Source organism: Clostridium sp. C8 (genome assembly GCF_001010885.1).
GTDB classification, from domain to species: domain Bacteria; phylum Bacillota; class Clostridia; order Clostridiales; family Clostridiaceae; genus Clostridium; species Clostridium sartagoforme.
This window is the reverse complement of the sequence record NZ_LBMX01000046.1, coordinates 16,012-39,419: the sequence shown is the minus strand read 5'-3', so window position 1 is coordinate 39,419 and position 23,408 is coordinate 16,012. Positions and strand designations below refer to the sequence as shown.

Genomic DNA, 23,408 nt, shown 5'->3' with positions numbered 1-23,408 from the left:
TCCCTTTATCTCCATTTTTCCAAGGTTCTTACCATAAAAGATTTTATATCTATTCCGTAAACTTCTTCTAAATCATTGTTATTTAAAACTTCCTTTGTATTTCCATGACCTTTTATAATTCCATCATTTAACATTAAAACTCTATCTCCAAAATTTTGAACTAAGTTTAAATCATGTAATACAGCTACAACAATTTTATTTTTTTCTTTAGCCCAATTTTTAAGATAATCTAATATTTCAATTTGATATCTTAAGTCCAAGTGATTTGTTGGCTCATCTAAAAGTATAACTTCTGGATCTTGTGCAAAAGCTCTTGCTAAAAATACTCTTTGAAGTTGCCCTCCTGATAATTCACTTATAAGTTTATTTTTTATATCTAATATTCCAACCATTTTTAAGCTTTCATTTATAATTAATTCATCTTTTTTAGTTAATCTAGAAAAAATTCTTTTTAAATGAGAATATCTTCCTAATGAAACTGTTTCATAAATTGTATATGGAAATTGTATATTAGAGCTTTGTGTCATTAACGCAATCTTAGTTGCAAGATCTTTTCGTTTTAACGTATTTATATTTTTCCCATCTAATTTGATTTCCCCATGAAAATCAATAAGACTAGATATAGCTTTTAATAAAGTACTTTTGCCACATCCATTAGGGCCAACTATACATAAGTTTTCACCTCTATTTATGCTAAAACTAACTTGCTTTACAATATCTATTCCGTCATAACCACAACAAACATTTTTGACTTCTAACATATTAAAATCACCTACTTTGATTTTTTAAAATATAAATAAGCAAAAAATGGAGCACCTATTATTGCTGTTACTGCACCCACTGGAAGCTCTGATGGAACTATTATAGTTCTTGCAATTAAATCAGTAATTACCATAAGACAGCCACCAAATACAACTGACATAGGAATAACACATGAATGCTTTGATCCAAATATTTTTCTTACTATATGCGGAGCAATTAAATCAACAAAACCTATAGTCCCACTTATTGAAACTGCTGCTCCTGTTAATATTGCTACGAACAAGAAAAGATACTTTTTAACCCTCTCTGCTTCAACGCCAATAGATTTAGCTTGTTCCTCTCCAAAGGTTAATACATCCATTTCTTTTGCAAATATCATTACTCCAATTATTCCTATTATAAAAAAAGGGAATCCCGCTTTAATATAGCTCCATCCTCTCATAGAAAATGATCCCATTTGCCACATAGTTATAGCTTCTATTTTACTAGTAAATAAAGCTGTTATTGTTGTTAATGCTGCATTAAAAAATAAAGAAAAAACCATTCCTGACAATATTATTGTGCTATTAGACAATTCCTTATCTACCTTACTTGCAAATACTAATACTATTATCATTGTTAATAAACTACTTATAAAGCCTACTAGAGGTAATGAAAAGTTTCCAAGGAATGGGATAGATATTCCCGAAACTATTAAAAGACCTACTCCTAAAGATGCTCCTGATGATACTCCTAAAGTATAGGGGGATGCTAATGGATTTTTTAAAACTGATTGCACTACAGCTCCACTTGCTGCAAGAGCTCCTCCAACAGTAAATGCTAATAATACCCTTGGCAGTCTAATACTCCAAATTATTGAAACATCCTTTACTTCAATACCTTCTAATAATCTTACATTAAATAATTTGTGAAGTATTATTGAAATAATATCCATAATACTAATATTGGAACTTCCAATGGAAGTTCCAATACAAATTATTAAAATAACTAGTGGTATTGATAATATCATCAATACTTTATTTTTATTATATTTATTTATATTCATTTGGATAAATAGCCTTTGCCATTTCTTTTAAAGCCTTAATTATATTTTGTGATGGTCTTGATGATGAGTTACCATCTATACTATAAACTTGGCCTTCCTTTATGGCTGTTATACTACCCCATCCATCACGGCTTTTTATATCATCAACTGCCTTTACTCCATTTATATCTGGCATACTAGTTAATATAACATCTGGATTAGCAGATATAATAGCTTCTGCAGATGGTGATATCCATGATTTTTCATTTGAAAATATGTTTTCTGCTCCAACTATTTCAATCATTTCATTTAAGAAAGTCTCTTTACCAAAACTACTTAACATAGAACCAGAACCTATCTCAAAATAAACTTTCTTTTTATTTGTTATCTTATCTCCAATAGCCTTTATAGACTCAACTTCTTTTTTCATATTATCAATAATTTCTTTGCTTTTTTTATCTGCTTTTGTTATTTGTGCTATAAATTCTATATCTCCATATATCCCATCAATGCTATAGCTACTTGGTATATATACAACTGTTATTCCTGCATCCTTTACCAATTGAAATGGATCATTATCTCCAACCTTATTATGTCCTGATGCAATAATTATATCTGGTTGTAATGATATTATAGTTTCTGCATCTGGATTTCTAAAATCTATTTTAGGTAGATCTTTATTTATTCCTTCTACATCTGCTGAATATTTATCCACTGCAACTAGTTTATCTGCAAGTCCTAAATCAACTAATACCTCTGTATTTGATGGTGCAGTTGATATAATTTTTTCTACTTTCTTTGGTAGAGTGAATTCATTTCCCTCTCTGTCTGTCATAGTTTTTGTAGTTTCTGCACAACCAGCAAATATTGCTAATGAAAATAACATTGCAAAAACTAACGAAAGAATTTTACTTCCTTTTTTCATAATACTTTCCTCCTAATTTTTTATTAGGGCTTATTTTATAGAATGATACTTAATTAATCTTTCTATAAAATAAAAAGACATACTAAGAGTATGCCTAAAATACATATTTCATAATTTAAAATTATTAAATAATAGAAAATAGCTTGTATTATCTATTAAAAATAATTTAAAACTATAATAGTATTTTTACTATCTCACCCTCAGAAGATAATAATCTTTATATAAAAGGCAGGTCTCCCGGCTTTACTTCATCCTACTTTCTAACCTTCCCGCATTTTTTTGCAGTGGTATTAATAGATTTCGTCCATTTCACGGTTACTGGGGTAGCTTAGGAATGATACCTAATTCCCTATTAAGCTTAAAAAGCACCCTAAATATTTAATATAGTATAAATTCAAATAGAATTATATTATTAATGATATAATATGTCAATTAAAATATATGCTGTAATTTATAATATAACCTTTTATTATGCTATAAAATAGACCTATAAAATTAAAGATTAAATACATTAATTCATTATTTTTTTTAATGAATTAATAAGTTTTTCATTTTCTTTTCTAGTTCTTACTGCAATTCTATAATAATTATTATTTAATCCATTATAATTACTACAACTTCTTATAATAATACTTTCTTTTAACATAATTCTCTTTAAATCTATTTCTTTTAATGTTTTAAACATTATAAAATTTACATTTGGTTCGAAAACTTTTATATTTTTTATCTTTATTAGTTCTTGGAATAAGAAGTTTTTTTCACTTTGTACATAATCTATAGTATTTTTTATATATTCTTCTTCTAATAAAGCTGCAATTGAAGCCTTTTCTGCCATTATGTTAATATTCCACGGAACACATGCTTTATCTATTTCTTCTAGTAAATCTTTATTCTTAGAGATGCCATATCCCATCCTAATTCCTGGTATAGCAAAAAACTTGGTCATAGATTTTATAATAAATATATTTCTATACTTATTTAATAAAGATACTGCAGTATAATCATCATTGTCTTCTACAAAATCTAAAAATGATTCATCTACTACAATTATAGAATTAAATTTTAAGGCTCTTTCTGCAATTCTTTCTATCAAATCTTTATTGGTTAAATTTCCTGTTGGGTTGTTAGGATTACATATAAATATAATATCTATATCATTATTTATATACTTTAATATATCTTCACTTATATTCCAATTATTACTTTCTCTTAAATAATAGTATTCTATATTTCCATTTATGCTTAAAACTGCTTCTTCATACTCTCCAAAAGTTGGAGCTGGAATAAGCACCTTTTTAGGTTTTAAAGCTCTAACTAAATTAAATATAACCTCTGCCGCTCCATTGCCTAAGGTTAAGTTATTAATATCTATAATCTCAAATTTACTTATTGCTAGCTTTAAATCATAATAGGTTATATCTGGATATCTTTCAATATTATCTAAGCCCTCTATAATTGCCTTTTTTATATTTTTATGTACTCCCATTGGATTTATATTAGCTGAAAAATCTATTAAATTATCTTTATTTAAATTATATTTTCTTGATAATTCATCTATATTTCCACCATGAACTACTTTACTCATATTAAAATCTCCCCCATTAAAGATAAAAGTATAGCAATTAAATAACTTAAGAAAGAAACCATATATAAAATATTACTAGTTTTATTTACATCTTTAACTTCTATCTTCTTTATTTCATCACCTATAGTTGGTTTTTCTACTAATTTACCAAAATAATAATTAGCTCCTCCTAATTTTAGCCCCAAAGCACCTGCTACCGCCGATTCTGGATGTGCACTATTAGGACTACTATGGTTATATCTATCTCTCTTATATATCTTATAAGAATTTTTATAATCCACTTTTAATATAAAAGCTGCTATAACTATTAAATATCCTGTAATCCTAGCTGGTATATAATTAAATATATCATCAAATTTAGCTGGAAAATATCCAAATTCATAATATTTATCATTTTTATATCCAAACATTGAATCCATAGTGTTTACTGCTTTATATACTAAAGCAAAAGGGGCTCCAAATAGCCCAGCATAAAAAATTGGTGCTACAACCCCATCAGAAATATTCTCTGCTATTGTTTCAACTACTGCTCTTAAAATTTCCTCTTCATTTAAGTTTTTAGTGTCTCTTCCAACAATATAAGATAATCTATGTCTTGCTTCTTCAATATTATTATCCTTTAAGGCTTTTACTACCTTTAAAGCTTCAACCTTTAATGACTTTGTTGCTATACAAAAATATATAATAATTCCACTTATTATCACTCCAAGTATATAATTAAAATTATAGCTAAACCTTAAGATTAAGTTACTAAATACAAAAACAACTAAAACAACAGATATCCAAGTTGATAATCCTGCCATCTTAAGGGACTTACTTAGTTTTTTTCTAAAATAATTTTCTATTCCTTTACATAAGTTTCCTATTAATCTTATAGGATGAATTGGATTTTGTGGATCTCCTATTATTAGGTCTAATAAATAGCCTAAAGTTAATTCTTTCATATGTTTATCTCTCCCAATTTTACTAATTATCTATAATCATTTTATATCTCAGTAACATTTAATATTTTAAACTCTGAATTTAATATTTCTACTTGGATATTATATCCTCTTACATAGCTTGGCTGCCATTCATAAAAATTTTTACTATTATCATAGAACTCTTCTAATATTGTACCTATTGTTCCTCCATGTGAAACTAATAAAGCCGAATTAATTTTTTTATTATTTATATTATTGATAAAGTCTATAAACTCATCTTTTATTCTTTTTTTATAATTATGCTTACTTTCACCGTTAGGACATTTTACTTCTCCAGATTTATCTATTATCCAATCAATATATCTTTTGTCTTGCTTTAAATCATCATAGGATTTCATTTCGAAATCTCCAAAGTCATATTCAAAAAAACCCTTTAACTCTTTAAACTCGTTACTTTCATATAGGGCTTCAAAGGTTTCATTGGCTCTTTTAGCACCACTAGTATAATATTCTTCACATATTGGATACTCAATACTTTTCTTTAGAAATTTTAGTTCTTCTAATCCTTTATCACTTAAGGATAAATCTGTTTTACCACAGTATAATTTCTTTTCATTAGCCATAGTCTTTCCATGACGTATTAAATAAATATTTATGTTACTCATCATCTTTAATCACCATTGGTATTCCACAAAAAATTCTATATACTTTTTTTGAATTTTGGCTTAAGTATTGAAGACATTTTCCTGTATTTTCTCTCCATAATCTATCTTCTTTTTTTAAAGGAACTATTCCCTGACAAATATCATCACTTATTATTATTTTTTCTTTAAATAAGTCTTTATTCTCTAAAATATATTGCAATGGATCTTTATTTTCTAAAGACATTTTATATGTGAACATATGAAAATTATTTATTACTTTTTTTGAAAAATCTATTTCTAAATTATCTATATTATCTAATGTTAGTACTTCTTCATCTAAAATACCGAACTTTTCTTTAACAAAACTCAATTTTCCACTATAAGCCCCACCAAATATAAGAATCAAATTTAAACACCCCTTTGTAATAAAATGCGAAGCATTTTTCAGTTCACAGTTCACAAGGCACAGTGCACAGTTGTTTTAATTTTTTCATTCTTTCATTTATAAATTGCTTTGCAATTTATATCATAACCTGTTCCCTGTTACTTTATTCCAAAAACTGTGAACTGTGAACTGTGCGCTGTGAACTATATAAATTGCTTCGCAATTTATTTATATTATTGCCAAACACATAATTCCTACAACTTCTGCAATTACTAGTCCATATCCAGCACTATCTCCTGACATTCCTCCAAGTTCTTTAGTGCTTTTATTTACTGATACTATAGCAGAAATTATCATAAATACAGGCACTAATATAGCTTTTAAATTAAATATTAAAACAAAAGAAGTACAAGATATTAATAAAATTAAATATAAAATTATTATATCTAATTTCCCAGTATCTTTTTTAAAGTAAGAACCTAAAGAACTTTCTTTCATAGATTCTTTTTTTATTAGCATCAGTGCCATTAAAGCTCTTGATATTATAGGTATAATTATAATTCCAATGACATTCACCTTATTTTCTACTAAAGTATAAATTGCTGCAAAATCAATAATAAATAAAATAGCTAAAGAAATAACTGCAAAGGCTCCTGTATTAGGGTCCTTAAGTATTCTTATCTTTTCTTTTTGATCTCTTCTAGATAGTAATGCATCAGATACATCCATAAATCCATCTAAATGTAGCATGCCTGTAATAATAAAAGGTGCTACCATAGTAATTGCAGAAATTAAAATTGTAGAAAGATTAGAATAATCTGCAATTCTATATATAAAATAATTAATAAATCCAACTATTAGCCCAACTAAAGGATAAAGCTTCATCATGTGTCTAACACTTTCATCCTTCCAAACTTTATATGGCATTGGCAGTATTGTAAACATACTTAAAGCCATTATAAAACCGTTAATTAAATTCTTCATCTTAACTTCATTATTTCCTTTCTACCCTTATGTATAATTTCATTATTAAAGGAATACTCAATAACAATATCAGCAATACTTGCTAAATTTATATTAAGTTTCCCCATTTCCCTTCTAAAGCTTTCAGTATAATTATCATAAATAATTCCATCACTAAATAAATAATCAGTGACTATTATTAAGTTTTCTATCTTTTCACTTATAAGCCTTATTTCTTTAATTATCTTATCACTTACATTTATAATAAAACTTCCATTATCAAACATTTCATTAGTAACTAGGGATGTAATACTATCTAATAAAATTGTATCTTTTTTAGATAGATTATCTACTATGTCTTTTAAGTCCTTATCTTTTTCAATAGTTATAAAGCCCCATCCTTTTCTTTCTAATAAATGATTTTCTATTCTCTTCATATCCTCTAAATCAGAAGCCTTCATAGTTGCAAGATAATATAACGCTCCCTCTTTATTTTCAATTAACTTAGAATACTTTTGAGCTGCTATTGATTTTCCACTTTTAGAACCACCAACTAATAAAATTATCATTTTAACCCAGCCTTTTCTAATCTTTATTAACAATATAATTTTTCTTATCTTTAATCTTATCCAAATAGCTTGGATCTATTTCTGCCTCTTCAAAGGTAGCCATATTATTCATCATAGCACAAGCATAATTAATTACTGAAAAAGCAATTGGACATCCACTGCCTTCCCCTAGTCTCATATCTAAATTTAGCATTGGCTCAAGTCCCATATTATTTATAGCAATGTTATATCCTATTTCCTTTGACATATGAGATGGAATTAAATAATCTTTAACACTATCACATAATTTAGTTGCTACTAAGGCTGCAACTACTGATATAAAGCCATCTATTACAACAGGAAGCTTATAATAAGCTGCTCCTAAGTAAACACCTACCATTCCTGCTAAATCAAAGCCTCCAACCTTTGCAATTACATCTATTGGATCTTCTATATTAGGACTATTTATTTCTATTGCTCTTTTTATTACCTTCTTCTTATTTATAAAGGCTTCATCTGTAAGGCCAGCCCCCTTACCAACAACATCATCTATTTTACATTGAACTAAGGAAGCTAATACTGCACTACTAGTAGTAGTATTTCCTATTCCCATTTCTCCAACCCCTAAGATGTCATATCCCTTTTCCTTAACATCTCGTACTAAGTCAATTCCAATATAAATAGCCTTTAAAGCTTCTTCATAGCTCATGGCAGGTCCCTTAGCTATATTATTTGTCCCTTTTCTTATCTTCTTATTAAGTGCTCCTGGAATCTCTCCCTCACAATTAACTCCAATATCTACAACAATCAAATCTGTATTATTCTCTTTTGCCAAAACTGCAACTCCAGTAAGGCCCTTAGAAAAATTTATTGTTTGTGCTAATGTAACATATTGTGGAGATGATGCTACGCCTTCCTCTACTACACCATTATCTGATGAAAAAATCATTATACATTTTTTATCTATTCTATTTTTTATATTTCCTGTTATTCCTGCAAGCTTGATTGAAATATCTTCAAGTTTTCCTAAACTCCCTAATGGTTTTGCTAAAAAATCAACTCTTTTTTTGGCCTCTTCTTTAGCTTTATGGTTTGTTTCTTTTATATTCCTTATTACATTATTTACTTCTTCTATATAACTCATGCCCTTACCTCTTATTCTACTTCTTTTTGTTATAATATAGTACATGCATAATAAAAGTCAATAAAGTATATTTTTATAAACAACAAAAAATCCACAGCTTAATATAATTAATCCGTGAATTATTATTTAAAATTTACTTTTATAAACTTTATTATTGATACTTTTCAAATATTATTTCTGAAGGACTTGGCCAGATATTTCTTTTATTTACAAGTTTTATTTTTATATTTTTAACCTTTACTCCATTTAAAAATATTTCTATAAAATCTTTATCTTTCCCTATATATGATCCAAATAATATTAATCTTTCTATATCCTTTTGATAATCTAATATTTCATAAATTTCATAATAAATAAGTTCTCTATTAAATGATGAATATTTTATCTTATTAATTTTCACATAATCATTAAACTTATATATAAATTCTCTTGAAAAATGTCCATTACTATCTTCTAAATATATTTCCTTCTTCTCTAAGTCCGAATTCATGCAATTATCTTTATACTTATTAGTTATTGATAAAAATCTTTTTACGCTCTCTTTGGAAATTTTAAAGAATTCATTATAATTAAAAAACCCTTCATACAACACTGTAGTGGATAGAATATCATCTATACTAATACAATCCATATAAGCCTCCTTTAATTTTTATAAAGCCCCAATAAAATCCCTAAATTATTACAAAATACCCTATACTTATATTTTTATACTTTTTATTATAATTTTAAAGTCCTATTTTCATCAAAAATAGTCATAAAAAAATAGGACTAAAGTCCTAGATTTTATTTTTTTATTTAATTTTATAAAATTTATCATTAACTAAATCATTTCAATCAATTCTTCTACTTCACTTTTCTCTATTATTCTCCAATGACCTACTTCTATATCCTCAGATGTTATATTAATAATTCGTATCCTTTCTAGCTTAATAACATTATATCCAAAAGCCTTAGTCATCCGCCTAATTTGTCTATTTAAACCTTGAGTTAAAATAATACTAAATATATTTTTATCTATTCTATTTAATTTACATGGCCTAGTTATTGTTCCCAATATCTCAACTCCACTAGACATTCTTTCAATAAACTCATCATCAAAGCCTCTATCTACTGTAACAATATATTCTTTTTCATGATAACTATCTGAAAATAATATTTTATTTGCTAATTCACCATCATTTGTCATTAAAATCAGTCCTTGGGAGTCTTTATCTAATCTTCCAACAGGAAAAATATAATCCTTGTAATTTAAAAAATCAATTATATTATTTTCGATATCATTTGCTGAAGTACAAACTACGCCTGGTGGCTTATTTAATGCTATATATACCTTTTCTTTCGGATTTACTCTTTCTCCATCTAATAATATATCATCGCTCTCCTCTACCCATTGACCTTGTTCACATAACCTTCCGTTAACAATTATCCTTTTATCTTCAATCCACCTATTTACTTCTTTTCTTGAACAATATCCATAATTACTTAGTAATTTATTTATCCTCACGATGCAAATTATCCTTTCTATTTCTGATTTTTATATTATATACTTAATAGTTCACATTTCACAAGAGACAGTTCTCTATTACCTATTATAAGCAGGAAACAGGGAACAAGTAACAGGTGTCAGGTACCAGGTGTTAGGAGTAGCAGGTATCAGATTTCTGGAAACAAGTTTCATACTACTCCTTTTACCTGAAAAAATAGCTATGAATTGTGACTGTGAACTGAAATAAAATTGTATTTTTGTATTTCAGTCCAAATATATTTTCTTCGTACTATTTGTAATTGTTGTCATAAATGAACTGTGTTAAATTCATCTTAAGAAACTTCTTAAGGAGGATACTATGAAGAAGAAGAAAAAAGTAATTTATTTATCAATATCCATAATTTTAGCTTTATTTGCTATAATAATTTCTTTTAATTATTTTAAACAAAAAAACAAGGATTTGGAAAACAAAGCTTTCTCATGGGATAATGTTAGTCTTTATTTTGTGATGACTGATAGATTTTATGATGGCAATAAATCTAATAATAATTCCTATGGAAGGGTTGGGGTCGATTCTAAAGGATCTACTGTTGGAACTTTTCATGGTGGAGATATTAAGGGTTTAACTAAAAAACTAAAAGAAGGTTATTTTAGTGATTTAGGAATTAATGCAATTTGGATTACATCACCTGTAGAACAAATACATGGTTTTATATCTGGAGACTCTAATGGTTCCTTTGCTCATTATGGTTATCATGGGTACTATGCTTTGGATTGGACTTCAATAGATAAGAATATGGGGACTGTCCAAGAAATGAGAGAATTTGTTGACTTAGCTCATTCAAATGGAATAAGAGTTGTGTTGGATGTAGTAATGAATCATACTGGATTTTCTACCTTAAAAGATATGTCTGATTATGATTTTTCTCCAACAAAAAATGATACAGTTGATATTTCTAGTTGGACTCCTAGTGAAACTGAAAATTTTGATACTTATAATAAAACTATAGTAGATTATTCTGGTCATAAGGAAGAATGGGCTAAGTGGTGGGGTCCTGATTGGATAAGAGCCGGATTACCTGGATATACTCCTGGTGGTACAAATGATATCAACATGAATCTTTCTGGATTACCAGATATAAAAACAGAATCCACAAATCCTGTAGATATTCCACCAATACTTAAAACAAAATGGAAAAAAGACTCTATAGAAAAAAATAATAAATGGATAATTCCTTCTGCTGAAAAATATAGAGAAAATTTAGATATAGCTCCTTCAGAGTATATAATAAAGTGGTTATCAGCTTGGGTAGAAGAATTTGGAATTGATGGTTTTAGATGTGATACTGCAAAACATATAGATATGTATAGATGGCAAGAATTAAAAGAAGAATCAAATAAAGCTTTAAAAACTTGGAGAGAAAATAATCCAAACAAGCCTGGTGCTAAATGGATTGATGACTTTTGGATGACAGGTGAAGTTTTTGGACAAGGAATTGAAAAAAATGAATACTACGCTAATGGCTTTGACTCTATAATAAACTTTAAGTTTCCAAAAGGTGATAGCCTAGATTCTCTTGAAGAAATTTATTCTGAATATGATGATAAAATAAATTCTGATCCTTCATTTAATATTTTAAGTTATATATCCTCACATGATACTGGATTAACTAGAGGTAATATGATAAATTTAGGTACAAAACTTATATTATCTCCAGGAGGCATAGAAATTTATTATGGTGATGAATCTAACCGTAAAGCTTCAACTAATACTATAACTACTGCTAAAGATCAACCTTCAAGATCTGATATGAATTGGGACACCTTAGATCAAACAGTTTTATCTCACTGGCAAAAGCTTGGACAATTTAGATCTAACCATATTTCAATAGGAGCTGGTACTCATAAAAAATTACAAGACTCTCCTTATATATTTAGTAGAACTTATACTAAGAATACTATTAATGATAAAGTTATAATTGCTACTAACCTTTCTGGTGAAACAACTATAAATGTATCATCTATATGGGAGAATTCTACATCTATAAGAGATTTTTATACTGGAAAGAAGTACACTGTTAAGGATAATAAAATTACTGTTAACGCGGATATTAATGGTGTTGTATTACTGGAAAAAGTGGATAAGTGATATTAGGGAACAAGGATTAGGTAACAGATGTCAGGTGGCAGGGATGAGAGAACAATTATTAATATTTAAACTTAATAATATTACTTTAAAGCTATAATATGTATTAAACTATATATTTTGAAATTTATGTGTTTATTTAATTAAAATTTGTATAAAAAGTGGACATATGTAAATTGACTTATTTTGTCACTTCATTCCAAGTCAACGCTAGCTTACATATGTCCATTGAAAAACTAAAAGAAAAAATTATAGACCTACAACTTCTTTTATTGCTTCTACTACTCCATTATCATTATTGCTTTTTGCAATAAACCTTGATACCCTTTTTAAATCATCATGGGCATTTTCCATAGCAAAGCTATAGTAGGCACTTCCCATCATTTCTAAATCATTAAGATAATCTCCAAATACCATTGTTTCTTTGTGATTTATATTTAACATGTCCTGAATTTTATTTATAGCAACTCCTTTATTAACTCCTTTAGCTGTTATATCAAGCCAAATTTCTCCTGAAACAGTAACTTGAAGCTTGTCTTTATATTCATTATAGTATTTGTCACTATTAAATTCAGAGCCCGAAAAATCGCATATAGTTACTTTAAGTATATCATCCTCAACCTTGGTCAAATCTTCAATTATTTCATATCTTTCATAATACTTCTTTGTTTCCTTTACTAATCTTTCTTCTCTACTTTCTATATAAGCTGATTTTTTACCACATACTATTACATATGAATTTTCTATAGTTCTACCGATCTTTATAAGATCAACTGCTACATCTTTATCTAATGAATTTACTATAATTTCTTCACCCTTATATACTACAAAGGTTCCATTTTCAGCTATAAACATCATATTATCTTTTACTTTATCAAATCTCTTAAGTAAATTGTAATACTGTCTTCCACTTGCAGCTGCAAATATTATATCTTTCTCAATAAGCTTATGAAAAATATCAAAAAATTCCTTATTTATTTCATTTTTTTCGTTTAATAAAGTTCCATCCATATCTGATGCTATAAATTTTATCATCTGATTTATCACTCCTATTTTAATATATCACTTTTACATTATGCTTTGCTAAGCCGTCAATTATATCTTCTTCTGGTCTTTTATCTGTAATTATATAATCAATGTCATCCAATTCACAGAATTTATATGATCCATCACTATAAAATTTTTCATTAATAGTAATTAGATACTTCTTCTTACTCATCTTTATAATTGCTTCCTTTGTACTTACTTCATCTAAATTAAAATTACTAACAAAATTATCTTCTATATTAATTCCACCTACACCAATAAAAGCTTTATCTATTTTAAATTTTTTAATTTCTTCTACAGTAAAAGCCCCCATAGTTCCGCCTATTTTTTTATTATAAATTCCACCTAACTGTATTATATCAATATTTGGCATTGAATCAAATTCCATAGCTATTCTATTCATATTTGTTATCAATGTTATATTTTTTTTAAATCCAGTCATCATAGTTGCAATAGTATAGTTAGTGCTTGAAATATCCATAAATATAACATCATTTTCTTGTATTTCATCCATAACTAATTTTGCTATTTTTTCTTTTTCTTCAATATTACTTATAATCCTTGAAGTAGTATTATCATTATGAATTATTTTTCTCTCTAGAATTGCTCCCCCATATGTTCTTTTTATGTTGCCTTCTTTTTCTAACTTGCTTAGATCCTTACGAATCATATCTTCAGAAACCTTAAATTTTTCACTTAGTTCTTTTACCCTTACCTTACCATCTTTTTTAATCATTTCTAATATATCTTCTAATCTTTCTTCCATAAACAATTGAATCACCGCCTCTTTATTGTTTGTTATTGTTTATTATTATTTTATATCATTTATTATTATTTTTCAATATTAAATAACTAAAAACATTAGACAATAATCTTTCTAAAAGAATAGGAACTGTATAATTACTTATTTTAATAAAGCATTATACAGTTCCTAAATATTAATTTTTAATTATTATAGTTAATAAAGCTAAACTCTTCACTTTCATCATCATTATTTTTTTTCTTAATTAATAAAAGTGATATTACAATTCCTATGATTCCAAATATCATAAAACCTATAAAAGTACCTGTTACCATAATAGATTCCGATAAAAACATAGGTAGTATCGTTGCTATAGTATTATTAACCATATGCATTATTATTGCTGGCCATAATGATTTTGTTTTATATGTCACATATCCAAAAATCAATCCTAACAATGTTGCATAAGAGCCTTGAATTAAGTTTCCATGAAATAAACCGAATAATACCGCTTGTATGATTATTGTCCAAGTGATAGATATATTTTTATTTAACGTTTTATATATTACACCTCTAAATAAGAACTCTTCTGCAAATGGAGCAACTATTCCTACTGTTATTATTGAAATAATTATACTTCCTTCCGCTAGTGGTGAAAGTATTTGATTCATGACATCGAAATATTTTGTAAGCAATCCTGCTTCTTCTATTAAACTTAATACTCCAGAATTAAATAGCCATACACATACTCCAAGAACTCCTGCAATAATAAGATTTATATTTTTTGTTTTAACTATTTGTAGTTCTTTTTTAGTACTTTTCTTTCTTACTTTATAAATCAGTAAAAATGTAAGTACTGTTATTATAGATGAAGCAAAAAGTATATAGTTTGTTAAACCTAGGATACTATTAGTCATGTCTTCTATATTAGGACCATTTGCGGTGATTTCATTTATATTATTAATTGTGTAAATAACTCCTATAGTACCTCCTACCACTACTGAAACTATTACTTGAATCAAAAACGCTAATAATAAATATCCTGCAGCCCCAAAAAAACTTTTAAATTTTCCCTTCATTTCTCCCCCTACCTTCTAGTATTATTTTTCATTAAATTTTATTAATTCTAATTATATACCATACTGTAATATTTATCCATATATTTATAAAAAATCAGCCTTTTACATAAAAAACTCTATTTTACCATACTTTCTCTTTATTTTTTCTCTCCCTTAGTTTAAAATTAAAAGTAAAACTAAGATACTATTTATTTCAGTTCACAGTTTCTGATTATAATCGGTGGAATGGAACAAGTAACAAGGACGAGAGAATTTAATTTTACAGAGTAAAAAATCTTTAATTTTCGTTTTCACTACTAAATTTAAATTTATAACCTGTTACCTACTACCTGTTACTTTATTCAAAAAACTGTTAACTGTGCACCAGGAAATTGCTTTGCGATTTAAGACTAGTCATAAATATATAAAAATATGATTTAAAAGTAAAAAATAGTATATAACTAATATATAAGGTAATAAAAAGATAAATTTGTACAGGAGAGGTATGCATATGTCAAATGAAATTAACTCATCTAACTTTATAAGAAATATAATAATTGAAGACTTAGAAAGTAAAAAACATAATGAGATTATAACTCGTTTTCCACCTGAACCAAATGGATATTTACATATTGGTCATGCTAAGTCAATAGTTTTAAATTCAGGTCTTGCAAAAGAATTTAATGGAAAATTCAATTTAAGATTTGATGATACGAATCCAACTAAAGAAGATACCGAATATGTTGACTCTATTAAAGAAGATGTTAAGTGGCTTGGTGGTAATTGGGATAATATTTATTTTGCTTCAAACTACTTTGATATAATGTATGATAAGGCAAAACTTCTAATAAAAAAAGGATTAGCTTATGTTTGTGATTTAACACCAGAAGAAATAAGACAATATAGAGGAACTTTAACTGAACCTGGCAAAGAAAGTCCTTATAGAAATAGATCAGTTGAAGAAAATCTTGATTTATTAGAAAGAATGAAAAAAGGTGAATTTAAGGATGGAGAAAAAGTATTAAGAGCTAAAATAGATATGACTTCTCCTAACATAAATATGAGAGATCCTATTATATATAGAATCGCACATGCTGTTCATCACAACACTGGTGATAATTGGTGCATATATCCTATGTATGATTTTGCTCATCCACTTGAAGATGCAATAGAAGGAATAACTCACTCAATTTGTACTTTGGAATTTGAAGATCATAGACCTCTTTATGATTGGTTTGTAAGAGAATGTGAAATGGAAAGCACTCCAAGACAAATAGAGTTTGCTAGACTTAACATGACTAATACTGTTATGAGTAAAAGAAAGCTTAAACAACTAGTAGACGAAAATATAGTTGATGGTTGGGATGATCCAAGAATGCCTACAGTGTCTGGTTTAAGAAGGAAGGGCTATACTCCTGAAGCCATTAGAAACTTCTGCACGGCAATTGGAGTTTCTAAAGCAAATTCTCTTGTAGATTCTCAAATGCTTGAGTATTTTATAAGAGAAGATTTACAACCTAAGGCTAATGCTGCTATGGCAATCTTAAGACCATTGAAGGTTGTTATAACTAACTATCCAGAATGTCAAAGTGAAATGCTACCAGTTCCAAACAATGCAAAAAATGAAGCAGCTGGTACAAGAGAAGTTCCATTCTCAAGAGAAATCTATGTAGAGCAAGAAGACTTTATGGAAGTACCCGTTAAAAAGTACTTTAGACTATTTCCAGGTAATGAAGTAAGATTAATTGGTGCTTACTTCATTAAGTGTAACGATGTAATAAAAGATGAAAATGGTAATGTTATAGAGTTACATTGTACTTATGATCCTGAAACTAAGAGTGGCTCTGGATTTACTGGAAGAAAAGTTAAAGGAACTATCCACTGGGTAGATGCAAAAACTGCAAAGCCTGCTGAATTTAGACTTTATGAACCATTAATATTAGATGATGCTCCTGAAAATGAAGGTAAGCATTTCTTAGAACAAATAAATCCTAACTCATTAGAAGTTTTAGAGGGATATATTGAAAATACTACTGCTAATATAGCTAAACCACAAGATAAATTTCAATTGGTACGAAATGGTTTCTTCAATGTAGATCCTAAATACACTACTGATGATAAGCTTGTATTTAACAGAATAGTTTCACTTAAGAGCTCATTCAAAATTAATAATTAAATAATTAAAGAATGAAAGAATTATAAAATTTTAGAGAGCTGCTGTTGTAGCTCTCTTTTTTATAGTTTCTATTTTAAACCAATGTTGGTAATATATAGTATAAAAATTATAAATAAACTTATCCACTTTTAATTCGTAATAGTTTAATAATTATATAAAAATATATATTTATAATATAATCCCAGGAGATATAAATATGATATCTCCCATAAAAATTAATAATTTTCAATCATGAAATTTTTCCACTCTTCAATAAATTCTTCTTCTGACAAATTTAAAATTTCATTTATATTTTTTACTCCAACATTATCTATTATTTCTAATAATTTATCATTCCCATACTTACTAATAACGAAATCAACTATAGCTCTATATGCTTGATATCCCCATTCATCAGTTACAGAACTTGAATTCTTTAATATTTTACTTAAGTCTGGAAGATTATTTGTTAATGCTGCCACTCTTAAAGCATTATTAGTTCTATAATATATATTATTATCAAAATATGTATTATAATATGCTATTCCCTCAGATAACCATTCATAAGCTGCATTATCCATAGAAACATTTCTAGCAGATGTTAACTTGTGAATTAATTCATGCCTAAATGTCTCCTTGATATCAGAACCATTCTGAATTTCTACTATATATATTCCTACTCCATTTGCTGCACCTAAAGGTTCTAAGCTTTTATATGATCCAAAATCTATAGCTGATGTTAAGTCACTAGATGTTTTATAAATCATAACATCTATTTTACTATCTATATCTACACCCATATTTTTTTCAAAGTCATCATATATTGAATTAATATATTTATTTAAATCTTTAATTTTCTTTATATTATCTTTAGTATAACTATAGTAAGTAAAGTTCTTTCCCTTTAAAACCTTATAAAGTTCTTTTTCTTTATCATAAGGTTTATAAAAATTAATAAATAAAATAACTCCAATTATAATAAAACTTAATAACAACCCTATTTTTAATTTTAAACTTTTCATATAACCTCCTATATATCATAAACCTATATATTTAATTTTTTGATATCAATTAAATTTTACAAAAATATATAAAAATTGATAAACTTTTTTATTAACTTTTAATTAATAATAATACAATTGCGTATTAATCTATGTTTTAATTATACATTATTATGGAATTATATTCCATAATAATGTAAATAATATGACCTTTTGGAAAATAATAATAATTATCAAGTAGAGCGTTTCTATAAAGCTCTAAAATAGAAGTTATATTATAAAACTTTATACCAATCGGTCAAATTTTATATTGAAATATTTCTTTTTTGGTTATAAAATATTCTATGTATTTTATATACATAATCATTAAACTTAAGATATACGGAGGTACTTATGAATAATTTTATAACTATATTAATATTAACAATTGTTGGTGGTCTTATTGGATGGATAACTAATATATTAGCTATAAAACTTATGTTTAGGCCTATTAACCCTATTAAGATTCCTATCTTAAATATTGAAATATTAGGCTTAATTCCTAAAAGGAAAAATGAAATTGCTTCTAATATTGGTGAAGTTATTTCTAATGAATTACTTTCAATAGATGATATATTAAATCAAGCATTGAATACTAACTCTAATGGAGAAAGCTTTAATTCACATATAACAAATAAAGTGAAAAGTATAATAAATGAAAAGCTTAATATTATTCCTATGCCATTTAGAATGATGGCTACACCTTATATAGATGAAATTTTAAATAAAGAAGTTCCTGATGCAATTAATGAAATTAGCATTGATTTATTAAGTAAAGCTAAAGAAAATGTTAATATTCAAGAAATCATTGAAGAAAAAATTAATCAATTGGACTTAGAAAAATTAGAGGATATCATAATCAAGGTTGCCAAAAAAGAGCTTAAGCATATTGAAATTTTAGGTCTTATATTAGGTGCTATTATTGGAGTACTTCAAGGAATTTTAGTTATTTTCCTTTAAGAAAAATATATTATTATTTACACTTAACTAATAATATCTTATATATATTCTTATCTATATTGAATTGTATAAGATAGTCATTTAAAATAGTAATTAATATGTTCTTATGTTAGATTGAGGTGATTTTTATATTAGAAGCTTACTTTTTAGAAAATAGTATTAGAGACTTTAATGATATGTATCTTTGCTATTGTGGCTTAGAAAAGTGTGTGCCTTTACATTCCTTTGGTCCTGCTGTTAGACCTAATTATTTATTACATTATGTACTAGAAGGAAAAGGTTATTATTATGTGGATAATAATAAATTTACAGTTAATAAAAATGAAGGTTTTTTAATAAGCCCTAATATCGTTACTTTTTACCAAGCTGATCAGGAAAACCCTTGGACTTATTTATGGATAGGAATTGATGGTAACAAGGTTGAAGCTTACTTAAAATCAGTAGGTCTAGATAAAAACAATGTAATTTTTAAATCTAGTGAAAATGATGAACTTAAAGAATATGTTATGGAAATGCTAAAGCACCATAGAAGTACCCCTGCTGATTCTTTTAAAATAGAAGGGCTTTTATATCTGTTTTTTTCCAAATTAGCAGAAGATAATAAAAGTATATTGCTTAATGATAAAAATCATTCTTATAATACATATATAAATAATGCAGTAGAGTTTATTCAAAACAATTATCATTCACAAATTAAGGTAACTGATCTTGCTGACTATGTATGCTTAAATAGAAGTTATTTAACATCTATTTTTCAAAAACATTTAAATATGTCTCCCCAAAAGTTTTTAATGGAGTTTAGAATAACTAAAGCTTCAGAACTTTTATATAATACAGATTTACCCATTGGTAATATTGCTTTTTCCTGTGGATATAATGATCCACTAGCCTTTTCAAAAGCCTTTAAAAAGGTAAAAGGAGTTAGTCCAAAAGAGTATAGATTAAATAAAGGTATTTCTGCAAATAAGCTTTTATTAAGAACATAATTAAATATTTATTATATAAAAGAGAGAAACTCACTTTATCTGATTTTCTCTCTTTTTAAATTTCTTTTATATTTAGCTTATTTTACTTAATGTCCAAATTTTAGCTTGGTAATCATTAAATAATTCTCCAATTTCAAGTCCTATATACATAAGTTCATCTCCGCCAAATACTTCTCCAGTTTCATTAAGTTTATATAATGAATTTTCCTCTAGTGCTTTAAGCTTTAATCTCCTTGGAAGTACATTTGCTTCTCCATACTTTTTTACATAACTAACTACAACTTTATTTTTATCTTTGGATAAATTCATCCATGCTACTTCATTACTATTAGATGAACTCTTTAGCCTATATAAATCTCCATATTGAACAATAGCTCTTATATTTTTATAAAACTCAACTTGAGCTTTCACTTCTTCTTTTTCTTCATTACTCATTTTTGTTATATCTAATTCGTAACCAAAGCTACCAGCCATAGCTACTACCCCTCTTGTATTAAGTGGAGTTATTCTTCCCACCTGATGGTTTGGAACTGCTGAAACATGACTTCCCATAGAACTAGGTGGATAAACTAATGATGTGCCTTCTTGAATCTTTAATCTTTCAATAGCATCAGTATCATCACTTGTCCAAGCTTGTGGCATATAATACAACATTCCGCCATCAAATCTTCCACCTCCACCAGAGCAGCTTTCATATAAAATATTAGGAAAATCTGAAGTTATATTTTCTAATATTCTATATAATCCTAACATATATCTATGCACAACTTCTTTTTGCTTTTTAGCTGGCCATGCAGGAGATCCTATTTCACTCATATTTCTATTCATATCCCATTTAACATAAGATATTGGTGCTGATTTTAATATATTTGTAAGCATTTTTATTACTGCATCACAAACCTCTTTTCTAGACAAATCTAATATAAGCTGATTTCTTGCTTGTGAGCGTGTTCTTCCTTCTATATGAATACACCAATCTGGATGTTCCTCATACAATTTACTATTAGGTGAAATCATTTCTGGCTCAAACCATAAACCAAACCTCATTCCCATTTCATTTATTTCTGATGCTAATAAATTTAATCCACCTTTTATTTTCTCTTCGTTAACAAACCAATCTCCAAGTGAAGACTCATCACTATTTCTTTTTCCAAACCATCCATCATCTAATACAAATAATTCTATTCCAAGTTTACTGGACTCATTTGCTAGCTCTTTAATTTTTTCATTATTAAAATCAAAATATGTTGCTTCCCAATTATTTATAAGTATTGGTCTTTCCTTATCTTTATATATTCCTCTAGATAATCTTTCTCTATATAAATCATGATATATATGAGACATTCCAGTTAGTCCATTAGGTGAATATACTAATACGGCTTCAGGGGTTTGAAACTCTTCTCTTGCTTCCAAATTCCAAGTAAAATCAAAGGGATTTATACCAATTTGTGCTCTTGAATTATTATGCATATCAACTTCAACATTTGCTAAAAAGTTTCCACTATAAATTAAATTGAATCCATAAACATCTCCATAATCTTCATTAGCATTGTGGCTAACTAATGCCATAAATGGATTTTGAGCATGGCTGCTTGCCCCTCTTCTACTTTCTACACATTGTCCTCCAGACCTTAATGGGGTTCTTATTATATGCCGCTCTCTTGCCCATGCTCCTGATAAATGTATAAAATCAAATTCACTGTTATTAAAGTCAACATTAGCACTTAAAACTCTTAATATATCAACTTCTTCATCGCTATCATTTATTATTTTACAAGATCTTGCTATTGCATTATATTCTTCAAAAATAGTATAGGATAATATTACTCTAAGCCTTGCCAGCTCATCCTTTAAGGTTATTTCTAGAGTTTCTGCTTCATTATCATTTTCTACATAGGTTGCTGGTAGTCCATTAAGTTTTTTCTTCCCTTTAAATATTTTATGACTATCATATCTAAAATCTGTTACAGTTGTTCCATTTGACAACTTTATTTGAACTGCTGGTGAGCGTAAATCTGCATTCCCATAGCTTGGGTACTCCTGTGGTATTGCTTCTAAATGTAAATTATCTATATTATCTAAGTCAGCTAAAAAACTTCCACACTGTCTTTTTTTAATTATATAATCTATTTTATTTGAATTAATTTTTCTTCCCCAATATAAATGAACTATATGTCCAGTTTCTAAAACTCTTAATACATAGCTTGTATTTTTTGATTCAATATTAAATAGTTTATTTTCTTTATTAAATCTAATTCCCATATTATCCTCCATCATAAATATATTTTTATACCTTTAATACTTAAGAATATTATAATTTGTGATAGATTTTATTAACATGACTATTTGTTATAACTTTATGTCCTAATGTTATTTTTATTAAGATTATTTTATTTAATATAAGAAAAGAGCTGTTTGCCACAGCTCTTTTTTACTATTCTAATTTGAATAATAGTTCATCTTCTAGAACTTTTCCTGTATCCTTAAATCCAAAACTTTCATAAAGCTTTCTTGCTATATTGTTCTTTGGATTAAAGGAAATATATATATCCTTACAATCCTCAAGTTTCTTCATTTCCTCAATTATTTTACCTAAGGCAAGTTTTCCATATCCTTTTCCTTGATATCTATGATCTATCATAAACCTACATATTTCATAAAAGGAATATTCATAGCAATATCCATACATTGTAAAGCCAATCATTAAATCATCATCATATATTGCTTTCACAATCCAACCATTTTGAACCTTTGATTGTGCAATGGAAAAAGCATTTGAAGCAACGAATTCTTCAAAAACATAGTGCTTACCATCTTTATTAGTAGTTAATAGGGTACATTCCACTAAATTACTCTTATCAATATCTTTTAAATATATACTCATT

The 23,408-nt window shown here is 27.2% G+C and carries 22 protein-coding genes and 1 riboswitch; of the genes, 4 read left to right on the top strand and 18 right to left on the bottom strand.

The window, feature by feature from the left end:
- Positions 1–5: 5 nt before the first annotated feature.
- The 12 genes from AAT22_RS07215 to AAT22_RS07160 all read right to left on the bottom strand — a co-directional run bounded on the left by AAT22_RS07215 (position 6) and on the right by AAT22_RS07160 (position 10,407).
- Positions 6–761 carry an ABC transporter ATP-binding protein gene (locus tag AAT22_RS07215; RefSeq protein ID WP_047000728.1) on the bottom strand — a complete coding sequence of 252 codons (756 nt, stop codon included), beginning with the start codon at positions 759–761 and terminating at the stop codon, positions 6–8.
- An 11-nt stretch (positions 762–772) separates the two neighbouring features.
- Positions 773–1,807 carry an iron ABC transporter permease gene (locus AAT22_RS07210; RefSeq protein ID WP_047000727.1) on the bottom strand — a complete coding sequence of 345 codons (1,035 nt, stop codon included), beginning with the start codon at positions 1,805–1,807 and terminating at the stop codon, positions 773–775.
- Complete coding sequence (locus AAT22_RS07205) at positions 1,794–2,711, bottom strand: ABC transporter substrate-binding protein (RefSeq protein WP_047000726.1); 918 nt, start codon at positions 2,709–2,711, stop codon at positions 1,794–1,796. The genes AAT22_RS07210 and AAT22_RS07205 overlap by 14 nt, the downstream gene beginning before the upstream one ends.
- Before the next feature lie 209 nt (positions 2,712–2,920).
- Positions 2,921–3,099: riboswitch (cobalamin riboswitch) on the bottom strand.
- Positions 3,100–3,222: 123 nt separating this feature from the next.
- Complete coding sequence (gene cobD / locus AAT22_RS07200; RefSeq protein WP_047000725.1) at positions 3,223–4,296, bottom strand: threonine-phosphate decarboxylase CobD; 1,074 nt, start codon at positions 4,294–4,296, stop codon at positions 3,223–3,225.
- Positions 4,293–5,240 carry a cobalamin biosynthesis protein gene (locus AAT22_RS07195; RefSeq protein ID WP_047000724.1) on the bottom strand — a complete coding sequence of 316 codons (948 nt, stop codon included), beginning with the start codon at positions 5,238–5,240 and terminating at the stop codon, positions 4,293–4,295. The genes cobD and AAT22_RS07195 overlap by 4 nt, the downstream gene beginning before the upstream one ends.
- Positions 5,241–5,281: 41 nt before the next feature.
- The gene (locus AAT22_RS07190) at positions 5,282–5,884 is read right to left on the bottom strand and encodes a phosphoglycerate mutase family protein (protein WP_047000738.1); all 603 of its coding nucleotides are present in this window, start codon (positions 5,882–5,884) and stop codon (positions 5,282–5,284) included.
- Positions 5,877–6,269 carry a bifunctional adenosylcobinamide kinase/adenosylcobinamide-phosphate guanylyltransferase gene (locus tag AAT22_RS07185; protein WP_047000723.1) on the bottom strand — a complete coding sequence of 131 codons (393 nt, stop codon included), beginning with the start codon at positions 6,267–6,269 and terminating at the stop codon, positions 5,877–5,879. The genes AAT22_RS07190 and AAT22_RS07185 overlap by 8 nt, the downstream gene beginning before the upstream one ends.
- 207 nt (positions 6,270–6,476) lie before the next feature.
- Positions 6,477–7,232: an adenosylcobinamide-GDP ribazoletransferase gene (locus AAT22_RS07180; RefSeq protein WP_047000722.1), complete on the bottom strand. Its 756-nt coding sequence runs from the start codon at positions 7,230–7,232 to the stop codon at positions 6,477–6,479.
- The gene (locus AAT22_RS07175; RefSeq protein ID WP_040436451.1) at positions 7,229–7,780 is read right to left on the bottom strand and encodes a bifunctional adenosylcobinamide kinase/adenosylcobinamide-phosphate guanylyltransferase; all 552 of its coding nucleotides are present in this window, start codon (positions 7,778–7,780) and stop codon (positions 7,229–7,231) included. The genes AAT22_RS07180 and AAT22_RS07175 overlap by 4 nt, the downstream gene beginning before the upstream one ends.
- Before the next feature lie 16 nt (positions 7,781–7,796).
- Positions 7,797–8,903, bottom strand: coding sequence for a nicotinate-nucleotide--dimethylbenzimidazole phosphoribosyltransferase (gene cobT, locus AAT22_RS07170; protein ID WP_047000721.1), 1,107 nt, complete (start codon positions 8,901–8,903; stop codon positions 7,797–7,799).
- Between the two features lie 151 nt (positions 8,904–9,054).
- Positions 9,055–9,534, bottom strand: coding sequence for a hypothetical protein (locus AAT22_RS07165; RefSeq protein ID WP_047000720.1), 480 nt, complete (start codon positions 9,532–9,534; stop codon positions 9,055–9,057).
- A 189-nt stretch (positions 9,535–9,723) separates the two neighbouring features.
- Complete coding sequence (locus tag AAT22_RS07160) at positions 9,724–10,407, bottom strand: pseudouridine synthase (RefSeq protein WP_047000719.1); 684 nt, start codon at positions 10,405–10,407, stop codon at positions 9,724–9,726.
- A gap of 340 nt (positions 10,408–10,747) precedes the next feature.
- Between AAT22_RS07160 and AAT22_RS07155 the strand changes: the two genes are divergently transcribed.
- Complete coding sequence (locus tag AAT22_RS07155) at positions 10,748–12,538, top strand: alpha-amylase family glycosyl hydrolase (RefSeq protein WP_047000718.1); 1,791 nt, start codon at positions 10,748–10,750, stop codon at positions 12,536–12,538.
- A 246-nt stretch (positions 12,539–12,784) separates the two neighbouring features.
- On the opposite strand, the gene AAT22_RS07150 is transcribed toward AAT22_RS07155, so the two are convergent.
- The 3 genes from AAT22_RS07150 to AAT22_RS07140 form a co-directional block, all read right to left on the bottom strand.
- Positions 12,785–13,570 (bottom strand): Cof-type HAD-IIB family hydrolase, encoded by a 786-nt coding sequence (locus tag AAT22_RS07150; protein WP_047000717.1) that lies wholly within the window; start codon positions 13,568–13,570, stop codon positions 12,785–12,787.
- A 19-nt stretch (positions 13,571–13,589) separates the two neighbouring features.
- A complete protein-coding gene (locus AAT22_RS07145; RefSeq protein ID WP_242849797.1) occupies positions 13,590–14,348 on the bottom strand; it encodes a DeoR/GlpR family DNA-binding transcription regulator in 759 nt (252 codons plus the stop codon).
- Positions 14,349–14,527: 179 nt separating this feature from the next.
- Positions 14,528–15,403: a type II CAAX endopeptidase family protein gene (locus tag AAT22_RS07140; protein WP_047000715.1), complete on the bottom strand. Its 876-nt coding sequence runs from the start codon at positions 15,401–15,403 to the stop codon at positions 14,528–14,530.
- Between the two features lie 490 nt (positions 15,404–15,893).
- Here AAT22_RS07140 and AAT22_RS07135 point away from each other — a divergent pair, with 490 nt between their 5' ends.
- A complete protein-coding gene (locus AAT22_RS07135; protein WP_047000714.1) occupies positions 15,894–17,558 on the top strand; it encodes a glutamine--tRNA ligase/YqeY domain fusion protein in 1,665 nt (554 codons plus the stop codon).
- 215 nt (positions 17,559–17,773) lie between these two features.
- Here AAT22_RS07135 and AAT22_RS07130 read toward each other — a convergent pair whose 3' ends face one another.
- On the bottom strand, positions 17,774–18,559 hold the full coding sequence (locus tag AAT22_RS07130; protein WP_047000713.1) for a hypothetical protein: 786 nt from the start codon (positions 18,557–18,559) through the stop codon (positions 17,774–17,776).
- A gap of 372 nt (positions 18,560–18,931) precedes the next feature.
- Between AAT22_RS07130 and AAT22_RS07125 the strand changes: the two genes are divergently transcribed.
- Positions 18,932–19,537, top strand: a complete 606-nt coding sequence (locus AAT22_RS07125; protein WP_047000712.1) for a DUF445 family protein — start codon at positions 18,932–18,934, stop codon at positions 19,535–19,537.
- A gap of 119 nt (positions 19,538–19,656) precedes the next feature.
- Positions 19,657–20,523 carry an AraC family transcriptional regulator gene (locus AAT22_RS07120; RefSeq protein WP_207642005.1) on the top strand — a complete coding sequence of 289 codons (867 nt, stop codon included), beginning with the start codon at positions 19,657–19,659 and terminating at the stop codon, positions 20,521–20,523.
- 72 nt (positions 20,524–20,595) lie between these two features.
- Here AAT22_RS07120 and AAT22_RS07115 read toward each other — a convergent pair whose 3' ends face one another.
- Both AAT22_RS07115 and AAT22_RS07110 read right to left on the bottom strand, forming a co-directional pair.
- On the bottom strand, positions 20,596–22,785 hold the full coding sequence (locus AAT22_RS07115; protein WP_016206026.1) for an alpha-galactosidase: 2,190 nt from the start codon (positions 22,783–22,785) through the stop codon (positions 20,596–20,598).
- 172 nt (positions 22,786–22,957) lie between these two features.
- Positions 22,958–23,407, bottom strand: coding sequence for a GNAT family N-acetyltransferase (locus AAT22_RS07110; protein ID WP_016206027.1), 450 nt, complete (start codon positions 23,405–23,407; stop codon positions 22,958–22,960).
- Between the last annotated feature and the right edge of the window lies 1 nt (position 23,408).

Bases quoted from the DNA above. Each gene is read 5' to 3' on its own strand.
- AAT22_RS07165 (WP_047000720.1), bottom strand. From the start codon at position 9,534: ATGGATTGTATTAGTATAGATGATATTCTATCCACTACAGTGTTGTAT.
- AAT22_RS07205 (WP_047000726.1), bottom strand. From the start codon at position 2,711: ATGAAAAAAGGAAGTAAAATTCTTTCGTTAGTTTTTGCAATGTTATTT.
- AAT22_RS07135 (WP_047000714.1), top strand. From the start codon at position 15,894: ATGTCAAATGAAATTAACTCATCTAACTTTATAAGAAATATAATAATT.
- AAT22_RS07195 (WP_047000724.1), bottom strand. From the start codon at position 5,240: ATGAAAGAATTAACTTTAGGCTATTTATTAGACCTAATAATAGGAGAT.
- cobD (WP_047000725.1), bottom strand. From the start codon at position 4,296: ATGAGTAAAGTAGTTCATGGTGGAAATATAGATGAATTATCAAGAAAA.
- AAT22_RS07180 (WP_047000722.1), bottom strand. From the start codon at position 7,232: ATGAAGAATTTAATTAACGGTTTTATAATGGCTTTAAGTATGTTTACA.
- AAT22_RS07115 (WP_016206026.1), bottom strand. From the start codon at position 22,785: ATGGGAATTAGATTTAATAAAGAAAATAAACTATTTAATATTGAATCA.
- AAT22_RS07110 (WP_016206027.1), bottom strand. From the start codon at position 23,407: ATGAGTATATATTTAAAAGATATTGATAAGAGTAATTTAGTGGAATGT.
- AAT22_RS07145 (WP_242849797.1), bottom strand. From the start codon at position 14,348: ATGGAAGAAAGATTAGAAGATATATTAGAAATGATTAAAAAAGATGGT.
- AAT22_RS07175 (WP_040436451.1), bottom strand. From the start codon at position 7,780: ATGATAATTTTATTAGTTGGTGGTTCTAAAAGTGGAAAATCAATAGCA.
- AAT22_RS07125 (WP_047000712.1), top strand. From the start codon at position 18,932: ATGAATAATTTTATAACTATATTAATATTAACAATTGTTGGTGGTCTT.
- AAT22_RS07130 (WP_047000713.1), bottom strand. From the start codon at position 18,559: ATGAAAAGTTTAAAATTAAAAATAGGGTTGTTATTAAGTTTTATTATA.
- AAT22_RS07150 (WP_047000717.1), bottom strand. From the start codon at position 13,570: ATGATAAAATTTATAGCATCAGATATGGATGGAACTTTATTAAACGAA.
- cobT (WP_047000721.1), bottom strand. From the start codon at position 8,903: ATGAGTTATATAGAAGAAGTAAATAATGTAATAAGGAATATAAAAGAA.
- AAT22_RS07215 (WP_047000728.1), bottom strand. From the start codon at position 761: ATGTTAGAAGTCAAAAATGTTTGTTGTGGTTATGACGGAATAGATATT.
- AAT22_RS07210 (WP_047000727.1), bottom strand. From the start codon at position 1,807: ATGAATATAAATAAATATAATAAAAATAAAGTATTGATGATATTATCA.
- AAT22_RS07140 (WP_047000715.1), bottom strand. From the start codon at position 15,403: ATGAAGGGAAAATTTAAAAGTTTTTTTGGGGCTGCAGGATATTTATTA.
- AAT22_RS07155 (WP_047000718.1), top strand. From the start codon at position 10,748: ATGAAGAAGAAGAAAAAAGTAATTTATTTATCAATATCCATAATTTTA.
- AAT22_RS07190 (WP_047000738.1), bottom strand. From the start codon at position 5,884: ATGAGTAACATAAATATTTATTTAATACGTCATGGAAAGACTATGGCT.